Origin of the sequence: Qipengyuania rhodophyticola, from assembly GCF_042493225.1 — a bacterium.
Classification (GTDB): Bacteria; Pseudomonadota; Alphaproteobacteria; order Sphingomonadales; family Sphingomonadaceae; genus Erythrobacter.
Genome location: NZ_CP170454.1, coordinates 2,738,076 through 2,752,023, shown reverse-complemented (window position 1 = coordinate 2,752,023; position 13,948 = coordinate 2,738,076). Strand labels below are relative to the sequence as shown.

The 13,948-nt window shown below is 58.4% G+C and carries 16 protein-coding genes; 10 read left to right on the top strand and 6 right to left on the bottom strand.

Annotated elements, in window-relative coordinates; all coding sequences use genetic code 11:
• Nucleotides 1–32: 32 nt before the first annotated feature.
• Nucleotides 33–527 (top strand): hypothetical protein, encoded by a 495-nt coding sequence (locus tag ACFCXQ_RS13215; RefSeq protein WP_379551335.1) that lies wholly within the window; start codon nucleotides 33–35, stop codon nucleotides 525–527.
• Nucleotides 528–636: 109 nt separating this feature from the next.
• Nucleotides 637–1,059 carry a nucleoside-diphosphate kinase gene (ndk, locus tag ACFCXQ_RS13210; protein ID WP_379551334.1) on the top strand — a complete coding sequence of 141 codons (423 nt, stop codon included), beginning with the start codon at nucleotides 637–639 and terminating at the stop codon, nucleotides 1,057–1,059.
• A gap of 72 nt (nucleotides 1,060–1,131) precedes the next feature.
• Here the strand turns inward: ndk and ACFCXQ_RS13205 are convergent, their stop codons facing one another.
• The 3 genes from ACFCXQ_RS13205 to purM are packed head-to-tail and all read right to left on the bottom strand — an operon-like array spanning nucleotide 1,132 to nucleotide 4,431.
• Entirely contained in the window at nucleotides 1,132–2,340 is a 1,209-nt protein-coding gene (locus ACFCXQ_RS13205) for a sulfotransferase family protein (protein WP_379551332.1), read from the bottom strand.
• On the bottom strand, nucleotides 2,340–3,329 hold the full coding sequence (gene purN, locus ACFCXQ_RS13200) for a phosphoribosylglycinamide formyltransferase (RefSeq protein ID WP_379551330.1): 990 nt from the start codon (nucleotides 3,327–3,329) through the stop codon (nucleotides 2,340–2,342). Before purN ends, ACFCXQ_RS13205 begins: the two co-directional genes overlap by 1 nt.
• A complete protein-coding gene (gene purM, locus ACFCXQ_RS13195; protein WP_379551328.1) occupies nucleotides 3,322–4,431 on the bottom strand; it encodes a phosphoribosylformylglycinamidine cyclo-ligase in 1,110 nt (369 codons plus the stop codon). The genes purN and purM overlap by 8 nt, the downstream gene beginning before the upstream one ends.
• 71 nt (nucleotides 4,432–4,502) lie before the next feature.
• Between purM and ACFCXQ_RS13190 the strand changes: the two genes are divergently transcribed.
• The 4 genes from ACFCXQ_RS13190 to ACFCXQ_RS13175 are packed head-to-tail and all read left to right on the top strand — an operon-like array spanning nucleotide 4,503 to nucleotide 7,486.
• The gene (locus tag ACFCXQ_RS13190) at nucleotides 4,503–5,762 is read left to right on the top strand and encodes a heavy-metal-associated domain-containing protein (RefSeq protein WP_379551326.1); all 1,260 of its coding nucleotides are present in this window, start codon (nucleotides 4,503–4,505) and stop codon (nucleotides 5,760–5,762) included.
• 14 nt (nucleotides 5,763–5,776) lie between these two features.
• Nucleotides 5,777–6,388 carry an ATPase gene (locus tag ACFCXQ_RS13185; RefSeq protein ID WP_379551325.1) on the top strand — a complete coding sequence of 204 codons (612 nt, stop codon included), beginning with the start codon at nucleotides 5,777–5,779 and terminating at the stop codon, nucleotides 6,386–6,388.
• A gap of 40 nt (nucleotides 6,389–6,428) precedes the next feature.
• Complete coding sequence (epsC, locus tag ACFCXQ_RS13180; protein ID WP_379551323.1) at nucleotides 6,429–7,133, top strand: serine O-acetyltransferase EpsC; 705 nt, start codon at nucleotides 6,429–6,431, stop codon at nucleotides 7,131–7,133.
• On the top strand, nucleotides 7,133–7,486 hold the full coding sequence (locus ACFCXQ_RS13175) for a DUF2794 domain-containing protein (protein WP_379551321.1): 354 nt from the start codon (nucleotides 7,133–7,135) through the stop codon (nucleotides 7,484–7,486). Before epsC ends, ACFCXQ_RS13175 begins: the two co-directional genes overlap by 1 nt.
• Here the strand turns inward: ACFCXQ_RS13175 and ACFCXQ_RS13170 are convergent.
• The 3 genes from ACFCXQ_RS13170 to ACFCXQ_RS13160 all read right to left on the bottom strand — a co-directional run bounded on the left by ACFCXQ_RS13170 (nucleotide 7,483) and on the right by ACFCXQ_RS13160 (nucleotide 10,530).
• Nucleotides 7,483–8,667: a hypothetical protein gene (locus ACFCXQ_RS13170; RefSeq protein ID WP_379551319.1), complete on the bottom strand. Its 1,185-nt coding sequence runs from the start codon at nucleotides 8,665–8,667 to the stop codon at nucleotides 7,483–7,485. The two genes, ACFCXQ_RS13175 and ACFCXQ_RS13170, sit on opposite strands and share 4 nt — an antisense overlap.
• A 117-nt stretch (nucleotides 8,668–8,784) precedes the next feature.
• Entirely contained in the window at nucleotides 8,785–9,720 is a 936-nt protein-coding gene (locus ACFCXQ_RS13165) for an SDR family NAD(P)-dependent oxidoreductase (protein ID WP_379551317.1), read from the bottom strand.
• A 126-nt stretch (nucleotides 9,721–9,846) separates the two neighbouring features.
• On the bottom strand, nucleotides 9,847–10,530 hold the full coding sequence (locus tag ACFCXQ_RS13160) for an HAD hydrolase-like protein (RefSeq protein WP_379551315.1): 684 nt from the start codon (nucleotides 10,528–10,530) through the stop codon (nucleotides 9,847–9,849).
• Between the two features lie 65 nt (nucleotides 10,531–10,595).
• Here ACFCXQ_RS13160 and glmU point away from each other — a divergent pair, with 65 nt between their 5' ends.
• From glmU to ACFCXQ_RS13140, 4 genes are all read left to right on the top strand, one after another.
• A complete protein-coding gene (glmU, locus tag ACFCXQ_RS13155; protein WP_379551313.1) occupies nucleotides 10,596–11,966 on the top strand; it encodes a bifunctional UDP-N-acetylglucosamine diphosphorylase/glucosamine-1-phosphate N-acetyltransferase GlmU in 1,371 nt (456 codons plus the stop codon).
• An 84-nt stretch (nucleotides 11,967–12,050) separates the two neighbouring features.
• Nucleotides 12,051–12,899, top strand: a complete 849-nt coding sequence (locus tag ACFCXQ_RS13150) for a methyl-accepting chemotaxis protein (RefSeq protein WP_379551311.1) — start codon at nucleotides 12,051–12,053, stop codon at nucleotides 12,897–12,899.
• The gene (locus ACFCXQ_RS13145; protein ID WP_379551309.1) at nucleotides 12,877–13,185 is read left to right on the top strand and encodes an HNH endonuclease; all 309 of its coding nucleotides are present in this window, start codon (nucleotides 12,877–12,879) and stop codon (nucleotides 13,183–13,185) included. The genes ACFCXQ_RS13150 and ACFCXQ_RS13145 overlap by 23 nt, the downstream gene beginning before the upstream one ends.
• A gap of 73 nt (nucleotides 13,186–13,258) precedes the next feature.
• The gene (locus tag ACFCXQ_RS13140; RefSeq protein WP_379551307.1) at nucleotides 13,259–13,924 is read left to right on the top strand and encodes an SOUL family heme-binding protein; all 666 of its coding nucleotides are present in this window, start codon (nucleotides 13,259–13,261) and stop codon (nucleotides 13,922–13,924) included.
• Nucleotides 13,925–13,948: the final 24 nt, after the last annotated feature.

The following is a 13,948-nucleotide window of genomic DNA, read 5'->3' as shown; positions in this document are numbered from 1 at the left end:
GCTTGGTCTGCACCAGAATTGGGGAGTTCGCCGTGCACCGTATCGTCATTTCGTCCATCGCCGCGCTGATTCTGGCGGCTTGCGGGCCACTCGCTCCAGATGACCCGGTGAGCAATCACGGCACTTATGAAATCGACGCGGCGACGGGCGAAACCACCGCCAGCCTCACCACAGAAACCGGCACGCTCCGCGTCTATTCGGGCGTCAATGTTGCGGCGGATTTACCGAATGGCTGGTCGCTTTATCCCGGAGCTGAGGTGCAAAGCACCACCAATGCCGCGATGGCAGATGGCAAAGCGGTGATCGCGACCTTCATCAGCGAAGATAGTCCAGCAGTCATCATCGCCTTTTATCGCGAGCAGGCAGAAGCCAATGGCGTTGCGATTGAAGTAGACGCTACAATCGGCGAAGGACGGATACTCGCGGGCCGCAAGGACGAAGGCAGCCGGTTTTCCGTGATCACCAGCGCGGCTGAGGATGGAAAAACCCTAACCAACCTGAGCACAGGCGAAAATTTCGGCGGCTGAGCCCGGCGCCATTGGCTTAGCAGTGCTTGCAGCATTTACTTGCAGACGGGTGCAGTCGGCGCTATCGGCGCGCGCAACAGCAACTCCCCTATCATTTAAGGAAATTCTCATGGCGGTTACCCGCACCTTTTCGATCATCAAGCCTGACGCTACGCGTCGCAATTTGACCGGCGCGGTCACACAAATGCTGGAAGAAGCTGGCCTACGCGTTGTCGCGTCCAAGCGTATCCACATGAGCCGCGAGCAGGCAGAAGGCTTTTACGCCGTTCACAAAGAGCGCCCCTTCTTCGGTGAACTCGTCGACTTCATGATGAGTGAGCCAGTTGTTGTACAAGTCCTCGAAGGCGAAGATGCCGTTACCCGCAATCGCGATATCATGGGCGCGACCAACCCTGCGGACGCCGACGAGGGCACAATTCGCAAGACGCACGCTCTCTCGATCGGCGAGAACACGGTGCACGGTTCGGATTCGGAAGAGAATGCCGCTATCGAGATCGCATTCTTCTTCAATGATGACGAGATTGTCGGCTAATCTAGCCTAGCTGAAAACTAACAAAAGCCCGGCGCTGTGGTGAGCAGTTGCCGGGTTTTTTGTGTGCAGCGCTCAGTTGCCCGAGAAGCCGTCAATCTGGCTGCGATGCTCGCTGTGCTTCTGCGTGGCTGAGCGGGCATGCTCGGTCTGCATCGCGATCTTAGACTTATCAGTAAATTCAAGCCTTAATTGGCTGTAAATACGATGAATTTCATTCATCCAATTAGCGTTGAGTGCGTCGAACTGGACATGCGTAACCGGCCCAGAGAACTCACTAAGCGCCCGTGTCATCCGCTCTTCGCGCAGAGCCAGTTTTCGCTGCCACTCAGTCTCGATGCCTTGCACGGCCAGGTCGTCCGATTGCGGAGCCATCTGGCTGGCCACCATCGACACGCTGCTTGCGAGCAGCGCCGAAGCATCGCGATGTGTTACGACTAGCCGAGCATCAGGAAATTGATCCAGCAAAGCGGGCAAATCCTCTGAATATTGTGGGCATTTGAGCACGCGCGGCCTCTCTGCATTACCCATGCTCGCGGCATCGGTACGCAGGATCCGGGCAAACTCACGATAGACAGGCGCGGGGTCGCGCGCTTCGCTCCACTGCACATAGGACGGTATCCGCCATTGCGCTTCAATTGCACAGGGGCTGAGCGCAGCGGCGAGCCAGCCAATTTCTTCATCAGTGCGCGTGGCGCCAAAGGGATGCAATGCATCAAGCCATGGGTTGATGCTGCGTGCGATCTTCAGGAAGGCCCGGCTGGCGACAGGGCGCGTGTCAGGGGTGCGCGGGAGCGGGTCATGGCTATTGCAAAAGCGTGTGCCGCAATGTGCAGGATCTGCCGCGAGCAGCCGCTGCATTCGCGTCGTCCCCGCGCGCATTTGGCCAATCACTATGATCGGCGGGGCGATCGGCGTCTCGGTCAGGGCAGGGCGTTCGCGCCACAATTTGCCGAGCGCATGACGTTTGCGAATGGCCGAGGTGATCTGACCGTAAGCCATCGTGTGACCCAGCGAATTGAGCGCGGCTTCTTCGCGCACGGACTGGCATAAGATCTCCAGCCGGTCGCGGAAATCTGCTACATCCTCTTCGCTGCGCACAGATCGCTCATCATCGGGCGCGTAGCCCTTGCTACCCTTAGCCCAAAGGAATTCTGGCTCCAGCGGCGGCTTCTCGGTCAGCCCGCGTTCCCAGATCTTGCCCAGTGCCGCGTCAGCGCGAATGGCCGCTTTGGACCGCGTCAGAGGGTGAGGGCGCGCTGGTATTGTGCTTGAGCGAGCCATCAAAACTCGTCGGCGGCGTCCATGAGTTTGGTCAGGCGCTTGGGCGCAACCACGCGCCAGCTGCGGGCGAGCCATTCGGACACAAGATCCCAATCTAAATCCGGGCGGTTGAGAATCACGCCTACCCAGCCGCTAGCCCCGTAAAAGGCAGGTTTGAAATAGGTTTCGGGCTGCGTCTCAATCAGTCCCTCAAGTTCGTCTAGCCCGCTAGTCTTGACCAGTACGGCAATGTGCGGCGACCCGTGGTGCTGGTTATTGAAATAGGCGAAATATTTGCCGCTCTTCGCACTCCCCGCGCGCCACCCAGCCTGCCCATGGCTCTCGCGCTCATGCGTCTCGGGCAGGGCGAGCGCCAAAGCGCGGACCTTTTCAATGAGATAGCCCGGATTGCTAGCCCGCGAAACATAGTCAGACAGCGCCTTTGGATAGAGTTGATGCTCAGCCACGCGCACACGGCTTGCGAGCTTTTCTGGCGTGTCACCTGGCCAGATCGCCACTTCAGACTGAGCGAGCGTTTGGCCTGAATCGAGCTCTTCAGTGACCAAATGCACGGTTGCGCCTGCTTTGGCGTCGCCTGCTTCAATGGCGCGGGCATGCGTATCAAGACCAGGATATTTGGGCAGCAGGGAAGGGTGGATGTTGAGCATTTTGCCTTCCCACCGCGTCACAAATTCCGGCGTCAGAATGCGCATATACCCAGCAAGAACGATATATTCCGCTTCGGCTTCCTGCGCAGCGGCCTCCATCGCAGCATCGTGATCGGCGCGGGTCATGTCTTTGTGAGAGAGCGCGAAGGTGGCGGCTCCCTCAGACTTTGCGAGCTGCAAGCCTTCGGCGTGCGGGTCGTTAGCGGCTACCAGCACGATTTCATAAGCGGAGCCAGCCAGCCGGCTGTGATAGAGCAGGGCGGCCATATTGGTGCCTTTGCCCGAGATAAACACCGCGACCTTGGCGGGCGTCTCTGCCTTCTCAGGCCCGCTATTAGGCAAGGTGTTGCGCGTCCCAGGCTTGCGACCTGTTCCAGCAGCCGGCGCCGCCGGTAACAGTGCAACCGCGCTGTCCCTCAACCACGGCTCCGATGCGCAAGGCTGTTTCGCCCGCCGCTTTGAGGTCTGCAAGAACGCTGTCTGCATCTGCCTCATCCAAGACCAGCACCATGCCAATGCCGCAATTGAAGGTGCGGGCCATCTCCGCCGCCGCAATGTTCCCTTGATCTTGCAAGAAACCCATCAAGCCGGGTTGGTCCCAAGCGCCAGCATCGACGCGGGCATGAGCGCCAGCGGGCATCACCCGAGGGATATTTTCGAGCAATCCGCCGCCGGTAATATGCGCCAACGCGGCAATCCTTCCGCTACGGATTAGCGGCAGCAGGCTCTTCACATAGATGCGCGTCGGCTCGATCAGAGCGTCGATCAGCGCGCAGCTCTCATCGAATGGCGCGGGCGCATCAAGCTGCCACATCTTGTCCTTCGCCAAACGGCGCACGAGCGAATAGCCGTTGGAATGGACACCGGAGCTGGCGATGCCGAGCAGCACTTGCCCCGGTGTAACCCGGTCACCGGTCAGCTGCTCGCCGCGCTCAACCGCGCCAACGCAAAAGCCTGCCAGATCATAGTCGCCAGCCGCATACATGCCCGGCATTTCAGCGGTTTCCCCGCCGATGAGCGCGCAGCCTGCCTCGGTGCAGCCTGCCGCGATCCCGGCAATTACCCGCTCAGCTACGCCGTTCTCAAGTTTGCCAGTCGCGAAATAGTCGAGGAAGAACAATGGCTCCGCGCCTTGCACGATCAGATCATTGACGCACATCGCCACCAGATCAATTCCGACAGTATCATGCCGGTCATGGTCAATCGCCAGTTTGAGTTTGGTCCCAACCCCATCATTGGCCGCGACCAGCAAGGGATCAGCGTATCCGGCCGCCTTTGGGTCGAAAAAGCCGCCGAAGCCGCCAATCTCGCTATCGGCCCCGGCACGCGCAGTCGCTTTCACCAGCGGGCCAATGGCTTTCACCAGCGCATTGCCGGCCTCAATCGAGACTCCAGCCTGCTCATAGGTGTAGCTGCTCGTGTTCTGTCGCGTTTTTTCGGTCATTAATGAACAGCTTTACTCATTCGCGCTTGGTTTTCCATGGCGCTTTGGGCAAAAGGCCCTCGGTTTTCCCCATGCTACGTATTTCACACAGATCTTTTCCGCATCATCGCCGCGTACTTGCCATTGTCGCAGGGGTGCTTGCGCTTGCCGCTTTGGCGCTTGCTGTCCGCGCGCAAGTGGGCGGAGAGCGAGGAATTGCGCCGATTGCCGCCTCGAGCGACATCGAGGTGACGGGCATCGATGTGGATGTGCGCGGCAGTGATGCCAATGATGCCCGCGAGAAAGCATGGGAAAGAGCCGTGCGCGAAGCATGGGCCAAGGTCGACGGGCCGCGCTTGCCCGATTCTCAGCTCGAATCGCTCGTTTCTGCGGTGGTCATTGAACGCGAGCAGATTGGGCCGCGTCGCTACATCGGCAGGCTTGGTGTTATTTTCGACCGGGCGCGAGCTGCGCGCTATCTCGGCGGCGGCGCGCAGGGTAGGCCCTCTGCGCCTATTCTGCTCATCCCAGTGACTGACAGCGCTGGCACGCAGCTAGTTTATGAACAACGCAACCCTTGGCAGCGTGCTTGGGCAGAGTTTCAGCCGGGAACCAGCCTCGTCACATATGTGAGACCATCTGGCGCGGGCGGCGAATCGCTGCTGATCAACTATGGGCAGATCAGCCGCCGCAGCCGGATTTGGTGGCGCAACATCCTCGATCAGTTTGAAGCAGGGGACATTGTGGTTGCGATTGCCAAGTTGGAATATTCCTACCCCGGCGGCCCTATCAAAGCGCGCTTCACTGCGCGGTATGGCCCAGACAATCGCTATCTCGATGAATTTACGATGGAAGCCGAGAGCAGCGAAGAACTGCCCGCGATGCTTGAGCGCGCCGTGGTGCAGTTTGACGGGATTTTTCAGCAAGCGTTGCGTGATGGCAAGCTTAAGCCCGATGCGGGTATCTCTCTGGGCACTGGGCAGGCTGATCCTGCGCTGCAACGGCTCATCCAGATTGGCCGGGCGGTAAGGGCACAAGAGGCTGCTGCACGCGCTGCCGCTGAGGGCGGTAATGAACAGCCAGCGCAAGTGGTCGAAGTGCCTGCCGCTGCCGCTGTTTCAAACTTCGTTGTGCAATTCGCGACACCGGATGCGGCCTCCTTTGACGGTGCGCTCGGCGCGGTGCGCGGCGCGGCGGGTGTGCGCGGTGCCTCGATCAGCAGTACAGCGATTGGCGGAACTTCGGTGATGAGCGTCTCCTATGCGGGCTCGCTCGATGAATTGGCTGCAGCCCTGAGAGCGCGCGGCTTTACGGTTCAGCAGGGTAGCAATGCACTGCTGATCAGCCGTTAAGGCGCCCCGCGCTTATGTTGCAGCTTGCTTTGCCCTTACATGCCCTTGCACCGGGCCAATCCTCGCGCATTGTGTTGGGGAATGCGAACGCTGACGCCGCTGGCGCATTGGACGATACCGCCTCATGGCCCTTTCGCACCGCTGTTCTCGTCGGGCCGCCGCGTTCTGGCAAGTCGCTTCTGGGCAAGTGGTTTGATGCTCATGGCAAAGGCGCGGTGATTGACGGCGCTGATAGCCTTGACGAGACGGAGGTGTTTCACCGCTGGAACCGCGCCCAGCAAGATGGTGAGCCGATCCTACTGATCAGTAATAGCGACCCTTGGGCGATCACACTGCCTGATTTGCGCTCGCGCGTGGGCGGATCCATGCATCTCACCATCGGCGTTCCTGATGATGCAATGGTCGCCGATTTGCTCAGTGCGCATGCAGAAGCGCGGCACCTTCCCGCGAGCGACGCGCTATGTAACTATCTGCTTCCGCGCATCGAACGGAGTTTTGCGAATATCGAGCGGGTTGTGAGTGAAATCGATAGAATTTCGCTTGAACGCAAGGTTCCTGCTACCATGTCAGTCTGGCGTGACGCGCTGGATGCGGTGCAGGGCCCGGATCAGGCCCGCTTGTTTTAGGCTCATTATGCGGCCATAATTTGGGGCGATTGGAGGGCACATGTTAGGTGGATTGAAGAGCTATCTGGACTCGATCCGTGAACGCGACCCAGCGCCGCGCTCCCGCTGGGAAATTCTCCTCTATCCTGGTGTTTGGGCACTGGCATGGCACCGCTTGGCACACTGGCTGTTTGAAGCGGATTTGTTTTTCTTGGCTCGCTTCGTCAATCATTTCAGCCGGTTTCTGACGAATATTGATATTCATCCGGGAGCCAAGATTGGCCGCAATTTCTTTATCGATCACGGCTTTACGGTGATTGGTGAGACGGCAGATATCGGTAACAACGTAACGATTTATCAGAACGTCACGCTGGGCGGGACAAACCCGACCAATGGCGTGGGCGGCAAGCGCCATCCAACCGTTAAAGACAATGTGATTATCGGTTCTGGTGCGCAAGTGATCGGTCCGATCACGGTCGGCGATCGTGCGCGGATTGGCGCCAATGCGGTGGTGACCGATGACGTCCCAGAAGGCGCGACAATGGTTGGCCTCAAGGCCCGCTCAACGCTGATGCCTGCTGAAGAGTGGATGAAGGACTTCATTCCATATGGCACGCCATGCGAAGATGCCGAGGGCAACCGAGTTGACTGTATTGAAAAACTCGAAGGCGAGCTCTTGGCGCTGAAAGAGGAGCTTGAGGCGCTTAAGGCACGCGATGTAGGCACTGAGCAGCCCGTTGTTCGCCGTAATGGGACCGACTGCTGATGGCAGCATCAAGCGGTGATACTGTTGTTAGGTTTCCCGAGCGTCCAGCCAATCAGATCGGCTTTGCCCGCGACGAATTGCAGCGTATTCTTGACCTCTACGGGCGGATGGTCGCAGCGGGTGAATGGCGCGATTATGCGATGGATTTCACCAAAGATGCGGCGGTGTTCGCTGCCTTTCGCCGCGCAGCAGAACGCCCGCAGGCGCGAATTGAGAAACGGCCATCGCTGCGGAACAAGCAGGGTATGTGGACCTTGTTTGGTGAGCATGGACAGGTCTTGAAACGCGGGCAAGAACTGCCCGGCGTGCTCGCTCCGATGGAGCGGCGCCTTGTGAAGGCTGTCGAAGACTAAGCGGCTTCTGGAACTGCCTGTAGCTGCTCAGTAGGCGGTAGTTGAGCCGCGAGCCCGCTTGGGAGTTTATCCACCAAAGCGCGCCGTATTGGTGACCAAAACGCCGACAGAGTGAGCAACGCAGAGCCGATCACCAATGCCGTGAGCGCGAATGTAAGCTCTACCGCGCCAAACCGCTCAAACAGGAACGCCAGAGCTGCCAAGACGTAGGCCAAAGCCGAAACCAGCAGGGCGCGCCGGTCAATCGCAACTGCGATCGCTCCAAACAAGACGTAGATCGCAATCACGACAAACGCGCTGGATGGGGCAACATTTTGCCCGCCATCGATCACCCCAAGCGACGAGAACACCGGATGTGCGATCATTGGCGCCGCAAGCAAGTGCAACCAGAACGCCACATCGCTGCGGCGCGTCGTGCGCTCACGATCCGACATATCCCAGCGCATTGCCAAGGTGAAGATTGCGATACCTGTCGCAAAAACGAGCGCCAGGACCACATTATCTGGGTTCGCGCCGCTCACCGCAGAATAGGTGGCTGCGAGCAGGGCGACGACGGTGACCGCAATCGCTCCAGCCCCGGCGGCGACTGTTATTGGTACCATAAAGCGCTTCCAATGCACCCAAGCAGCGACAGCGGCGACCAGACCGGACGCAGACGCTATGAACCCGCCTATGCTGTTGTCAGAAGTCCCAGCGAGTGCGGCTCCGGCCCCGAAGACCGCGGCGAAGATGCCGCCAACAAAGGCTAGTAGAAGGATGATGCTGGGCAGGGCCATACGTCTCTTACGGGTGAAAAACTCGGCTAGCGGCCAGGAAATTGCGGCGACAAACAAGCCGGCTAACATCGGTTTCAAGGCGTCCTGAAGCTCGCGCGCTGCTTCCCAAGCGGCCACTTCAGCGGCGGTCGGTTCCGTGCCGCTGTTCCAGAAGCCAAAGCTGTTTTCAGCTGGGGCAATGAGCTCTGCAATGGTGCTGCCAATCGAACCTGCCGCAATTAGCATGATTACCACACCAATCGCCACAAAAATGTCATTGAAGCTATTGATGAGACGAAAGTTTTCTTCGTCGCTCTTGGGCATATGCCGCAGCTTCGCAACGTGGTCGCGCAGCGCGCCTGCCGTCTCTTCACTGATCACGCCCGCGGTTACCGCTGAGTTCAGATCTTCGTCAGAATATGCCACGCAGTATCTCCTTGAGAACTGCAATACGCCAGGTGTATTACTCAGTCAATACGGCTGGCGCGGGCATAAAAAAGGCGGACAGTCTCCCATCCGCCTCTCTCGATAAAATTGAGCGTGCTAGCCGCGCGCGCTGCCGGGCGCTGCATCCGCGCCGAGAACTTTCTGCATGGCTTTCAGGATCGAGCCTGACTGCTCTTGCCCGCTTTGCGGTGCGATCAGGTTTGAGAATTCGCTGATCTTGTCCCAGTTTGCCGCGAAACCTTCGACAGTGCGCTCGCCATCGGGAAGCCAAACGGCGTCATTCATAACGGTCCAAGCCGAGTGATAACCACCTGCGCCCGCGCCGACGATGGCGTTGGTTGGTGCATCTTCGCTGACCAGGAACAGTGCGGCTGGAACCACATTGACCGGATCGAACAGCTTAAAGGCTTCCTCTGGGAAGAGGTCTTCAGTCATCCGCGTACCCGCAACTGGCGAAAGCGAGTTCACCTTGATGTTGTATTTCGCGCCCTCGAGCTGGAGCGTCTTAGTGAGCCCCGCAAGGCCCAGTTTCGCCGCGCCGTAATTGGCTTGGCCGAAGTTACCGAACAGACCGGTGGAGCTCGCCGTCATCAACACGCGGCCATAGGCCTGCTCGCGGAAGGTTTCCCAACATGCCTTGGTGACCATGGCAGAGCCTGTGAGGTGAACTTTGACCACAAATTCAAAGTCTTCCGGCGTCATCTTGGCAAAAGTCTTATCGCGCAGAACGCCCGCATTGTTGATGACGATGTGCACGCCGCCCCATTTTTGCTTGGCGTCGGCGACCATCTTTTCCATCTGGTCAAATTCAGTGACTGATCCGCCATTGGCCATGGCTTCACCGCCAGCCTTTTCGATTTCTTCGACCACTTGGGCGGCCATGTCAGACGTGCCGGTGCCATCGCGCGCTCCGCCCAGATCGTTGACCACAACCTTGGCGCCGCGGCGACCCAGCTCCAGCGCATATTCGCGGCCAAGCCCGCCACCAGCGCCAGTTACGATTGCGACTTTATCTTTGAAATCGATGCTCATCGGGTTCTCTCTCTAAGTTTCCGTTTACGTAATGTGGCAGCTGCCTGACATTTTCTCTGCTGCGTTGCAACACTGCAGCATCATGCCTTTGAAGCCGTAGCGGAATATTCCGCCTTGTGCAGCTATTTACAGCGTTTCGAGGGCGGGAATAAGGCCGCTCAGCGATTCGATAACCGCATCACCGCCCAATTCGGCAGGCGGTTTGTCGCAATAACCATAAGCGGCCACGACCACTGGCACGTCGGCAGCGCGGGCGGCGGCCACATCATAGCTGGAGTCGCCAACGAATGCGAAGCTGCCGCCTCCGCATCTGTTGCGGGCCTTGATCACCGGGTCCGGAGCTGGCTTTGCAAGGTGCTTGCCATCAGGGCCTTTGCCCATGCTGTCACCGCCGATAATCGTCTCAAAGCGGCCTGCAAGACCCAGCTGAGTGAGGATGTCGGTGGCAAAGCCTTCAAACTTGTTGGTCACCACTGCCATTTTGATACCGCGCGCGGCGAGCGCATCAAGACATTGAATCGCGCCAGGGTAGGGGCGCGAATGGACGGCATTGTGCTCTGCGTAATAGCGCAGCATTTGTTTGTAGAGCCCCCGAAAATCCTCTTCCGGCATGCCGCCCTGCTGCTCCACCGCGCGTGCCAGCATGATCTTCGCGCCGCCGCCGATCAGATCTTTCGAGCTATCGACGGGCACGGGGTCCATTCCGCCAAGTTCCAGCGCATAGTTCACCGCCGCGCCCAGATCGCGAAAGGTGTCTAGCAAGGTGCCGTCGAGGTCAAAACCGACCGCATCGAAAGGAAAATCTGCCATAGTCCAAAGGGGCGTGGCGGATGACGCTTCAAACCGCAACCATTTGGTGGCAAAGGCTGATAATTATGAGCACACAAACCAATATTGCCGCCATTATCCTTGCTGCGGGCAAGGGAACACGCATGAAGAGCGACACGCATAAGGTGCTGCACCCTGTCGCGGGTCGGCCAATGCTGATGCATCTGATGGCCTCAGTCGATGCGCTGGAGCCTGCCCATAAGGTCGTGGTGGTTGGCGCTGGCCGAGAGCAGCTTGAGGCTGCGCTGGGCGATGCAGCAAGGACATGTATGCAAGAGCCGCAATTAGGCACAGGCCACGCTGTTCAGCAGGCCGAAGGTGCACTTGAAGGCTTCGATGGGGATGTGCTGGTCATGTATGGCGATGTCCCTTTTGTGAGCAGCGCAACGATGAAAGCGATGCTTGACCGGCTGCATGGCGAGGGTACTCCCAAAGTGGTGGTTCTCGGCTTCGAGCCGGAGGATGCTTTGCAATATGGCCGGGTGATAGCTGATGATGCGGGCCAGGTCAGTAAGATGGTTGAGTTCAAGGATGCGAGCGATGAGGAGCGCGCATGCACCCTGTGCAATTCTGGCCTGATGGCGGCGCGTTCGGCGGATATCTTCACGTTGCTTGGCCGTGTCGGCAACGACAATGCACAGGGCGAGTACTACCTGCCCGATATCGTCAACATAGCGATCGCTGATGGCGATGTCTGCGCGGTAGTAGCAACGGACGATCCCAATGAGGTTATGGGCATCAACTCGCGCGCTGAACTCGCAACCGCGGAAGCGCAGTGGCAGGAATTTCGCCGGGAGGAGGCGATGGCGGATGGCGTGACGCTCAAGGCGCCCGAAACGGTCTTCTTCAGCTATGACACAAAGATCCAGCGCGATGTGGTGATTGAACCCAATGTCGTGTTTGGACCTGGTGTCACCATCGCCAAAGGCGCGCATATCAAGGCGTTCAGCCATCTTGAGGGCGCGACCGTGGGCGAGGGCGCACAAGTTGGCCCCTATGCGCGGCTGCGGCCCGGCGCGGTGCTGGAGAGAGATTCGTTCATCGGCAATTTCGTCGAGATGAAAAAGGCAGTGCTGGGCGAGGGCGCAAAAGCCAGCCATCTGACTTATCTCGGTGATACTGAAGTCGGCGCGGGCGCAAACATCGGCGCAGGAACGATCACCTGCAATTATGATGGCTATTTCAAATACAAAACCGTGATTGGCGAACGCGCGTTTGTCGGATCAAACAGCGCATTGATCGCGCCAGTCCGTATCGGCAAAGATGCGATTGTTGCCGCAGGCAGCGCGGTGAGCCGCGATGTCGCTGATGGGGAGCTACGCATGGTGCGCGGCGAACAGCTGGTCAAACCAGGCTGGGCCGACCGCTTCCATGACACCATGAAGAAGAAAAAGGCGGCAGCGAAAAAGAGCAGCTGATCATCTCGGCTGGCTTTATCCATGGCGTAATCGCGGGCCGGGAATTATCACTGTCTTAACCATGTCTCAGCTAAGAGCTGAGGGATGAATAATGCTGCGTCAAATGCTGAAACCGTTGGTGAGAACGAAGCTTCTCGGCTAGTTGAGATGGTGCGTGCGAATGCCGACCGTGTGAACAAGGCCTCTCGCGAGCGCTCGAATTTCATTGCTGAATTGATTGACCGATCGCGTGCAATTGAGAGCGATATTGCCGCTCTGTCGGAGCAATCAGAGGGTGCTCAGCAAGATCTGCGAACCACCGCTGATGCGGCCAAGCAGATCATCTCAGAAGTTGAGAGTATCGTCGGACTGATGGACAAGACCGTGAGTGGTATTGTCGCTCTCGACCAACGCGTGAGCGAATTTGAGAGCAGCTTTCGTGAAGTGCGCGATATCTCCAAGACCATCAAGGATGTCGCCGATCAAACCAATATCCTGTCGCTCAATGCTATGATCGAGGCCGCCAATGCGGGTGAAAACGGCCATGGCTTTAAAGTGGTTGCTAACGAGGTTCGTGAACTTGCTAGTGTAACTGGTCGATCAGCGCAGAACATTTCGGAGAGCATCAACCGCTTGTTCAGCGATGCTGGCGAGATGTCCAAGGATTGCGCCGCGTTGCGTGACCTGTCCGGGCAAAGCGCTGAGCGCGGCAAAGCCAATTTGAGCGGGCTGCGCGCGATCCATGAGGATGTGCTGCACTCCGCATCCCATGCGCAAACTGCAAACCAGAGCTCTGCTGAACAGATATCGCAATTTGCCAGCCTGTTGATGGGCATGGAAGATCTTCAGCGTGACACCGAATCCGCGATTGAGGGCTCCGCCAACAACATTGACCTTGCGACGAAGCTGGAAGCGTGCATCGTAGCGCGCAATGAGCCGGGTAACGACATTTGATGAACTAGGGGCCGGCAAAGAAGAGCCGCTGAAATGCTGGCTGTGTTCGCGCCCGTTTGAGACGCGCATTCAATGGCATCACACTGTGCCTAAGTCGAAGAAGGGCCGCGAGACCGTTCCGGTTCACCCCATCTGCCACCGCGCGATTCATGCCAATTTCACCAATGCTCAGCTGGCGCGGTTTGGCGAAGACCGCGAGACCTTGCTCGCTGATGAGAAACTTGCCCGGTTTGTCGCATGGGTGGCGAGCAAGCCGCCAGACTTTCACGCGCCTTACCGGCGCTAAGCCATATGACTGCATCCGGGAACCAACACCTCGCGTATCTACTTGTGTAAAGTAAGAGCATGGGATGTCAGTAATGAAGAAGCGTACATGGATCGCCGCAGGTCTGGCAATCGCAGTCTTGGGAGGCGGGGCAGTGGCTTGGGCGCAATATCGCAATATTGAAAAACCTGCGTTCGAGGTCGTCGCTCAGTCTGAGGATTTTGAAGTGCGTGAATATGCGCCGATGATCGTTGCGGAGGTGACGCATACTGGCCCGCGTAGCGAAGCACTCAACAATGGGTTCCGGCGCCTTGCGGCGTATATCTTCGCGCAGGATCGGCCCGGTGCTGAGGCGAACGCTAAGCAGGGCGAAGAAATTGCTATGACTTCTCCTGTCCTGCTGGATCAAACTCAGGAAATTGCGATGACGTCTCCGGTGATGCAGGATGGCGCAAGCGACAGGGATGCGGACGGCGCGTGGCGGACCCGCTTTGTTATGCCGAGCCAGTATACTCTTGAGACACTCCCGCAAACGCCCGAGGACATCACTCTGACTGAGGTACCCGGAAGGCGCATGGCCGCAGTGCGTTTCTCTGGGAGCGGTACATCCAGCGATCTGGAGCGCGAAGAGGCGCGGCTGCGCTCTTGGATGGCCGAAAACAGTCTTGAGGCCACCGGTCCGGCAGAATACGCATTTTACGATGCACCAATGGTTCCATCACCGCTCCGCCGCAATGAGGTCATGATTCCGGTGGGGTGAATCGGAGTGAACTGGGCGCTGTTG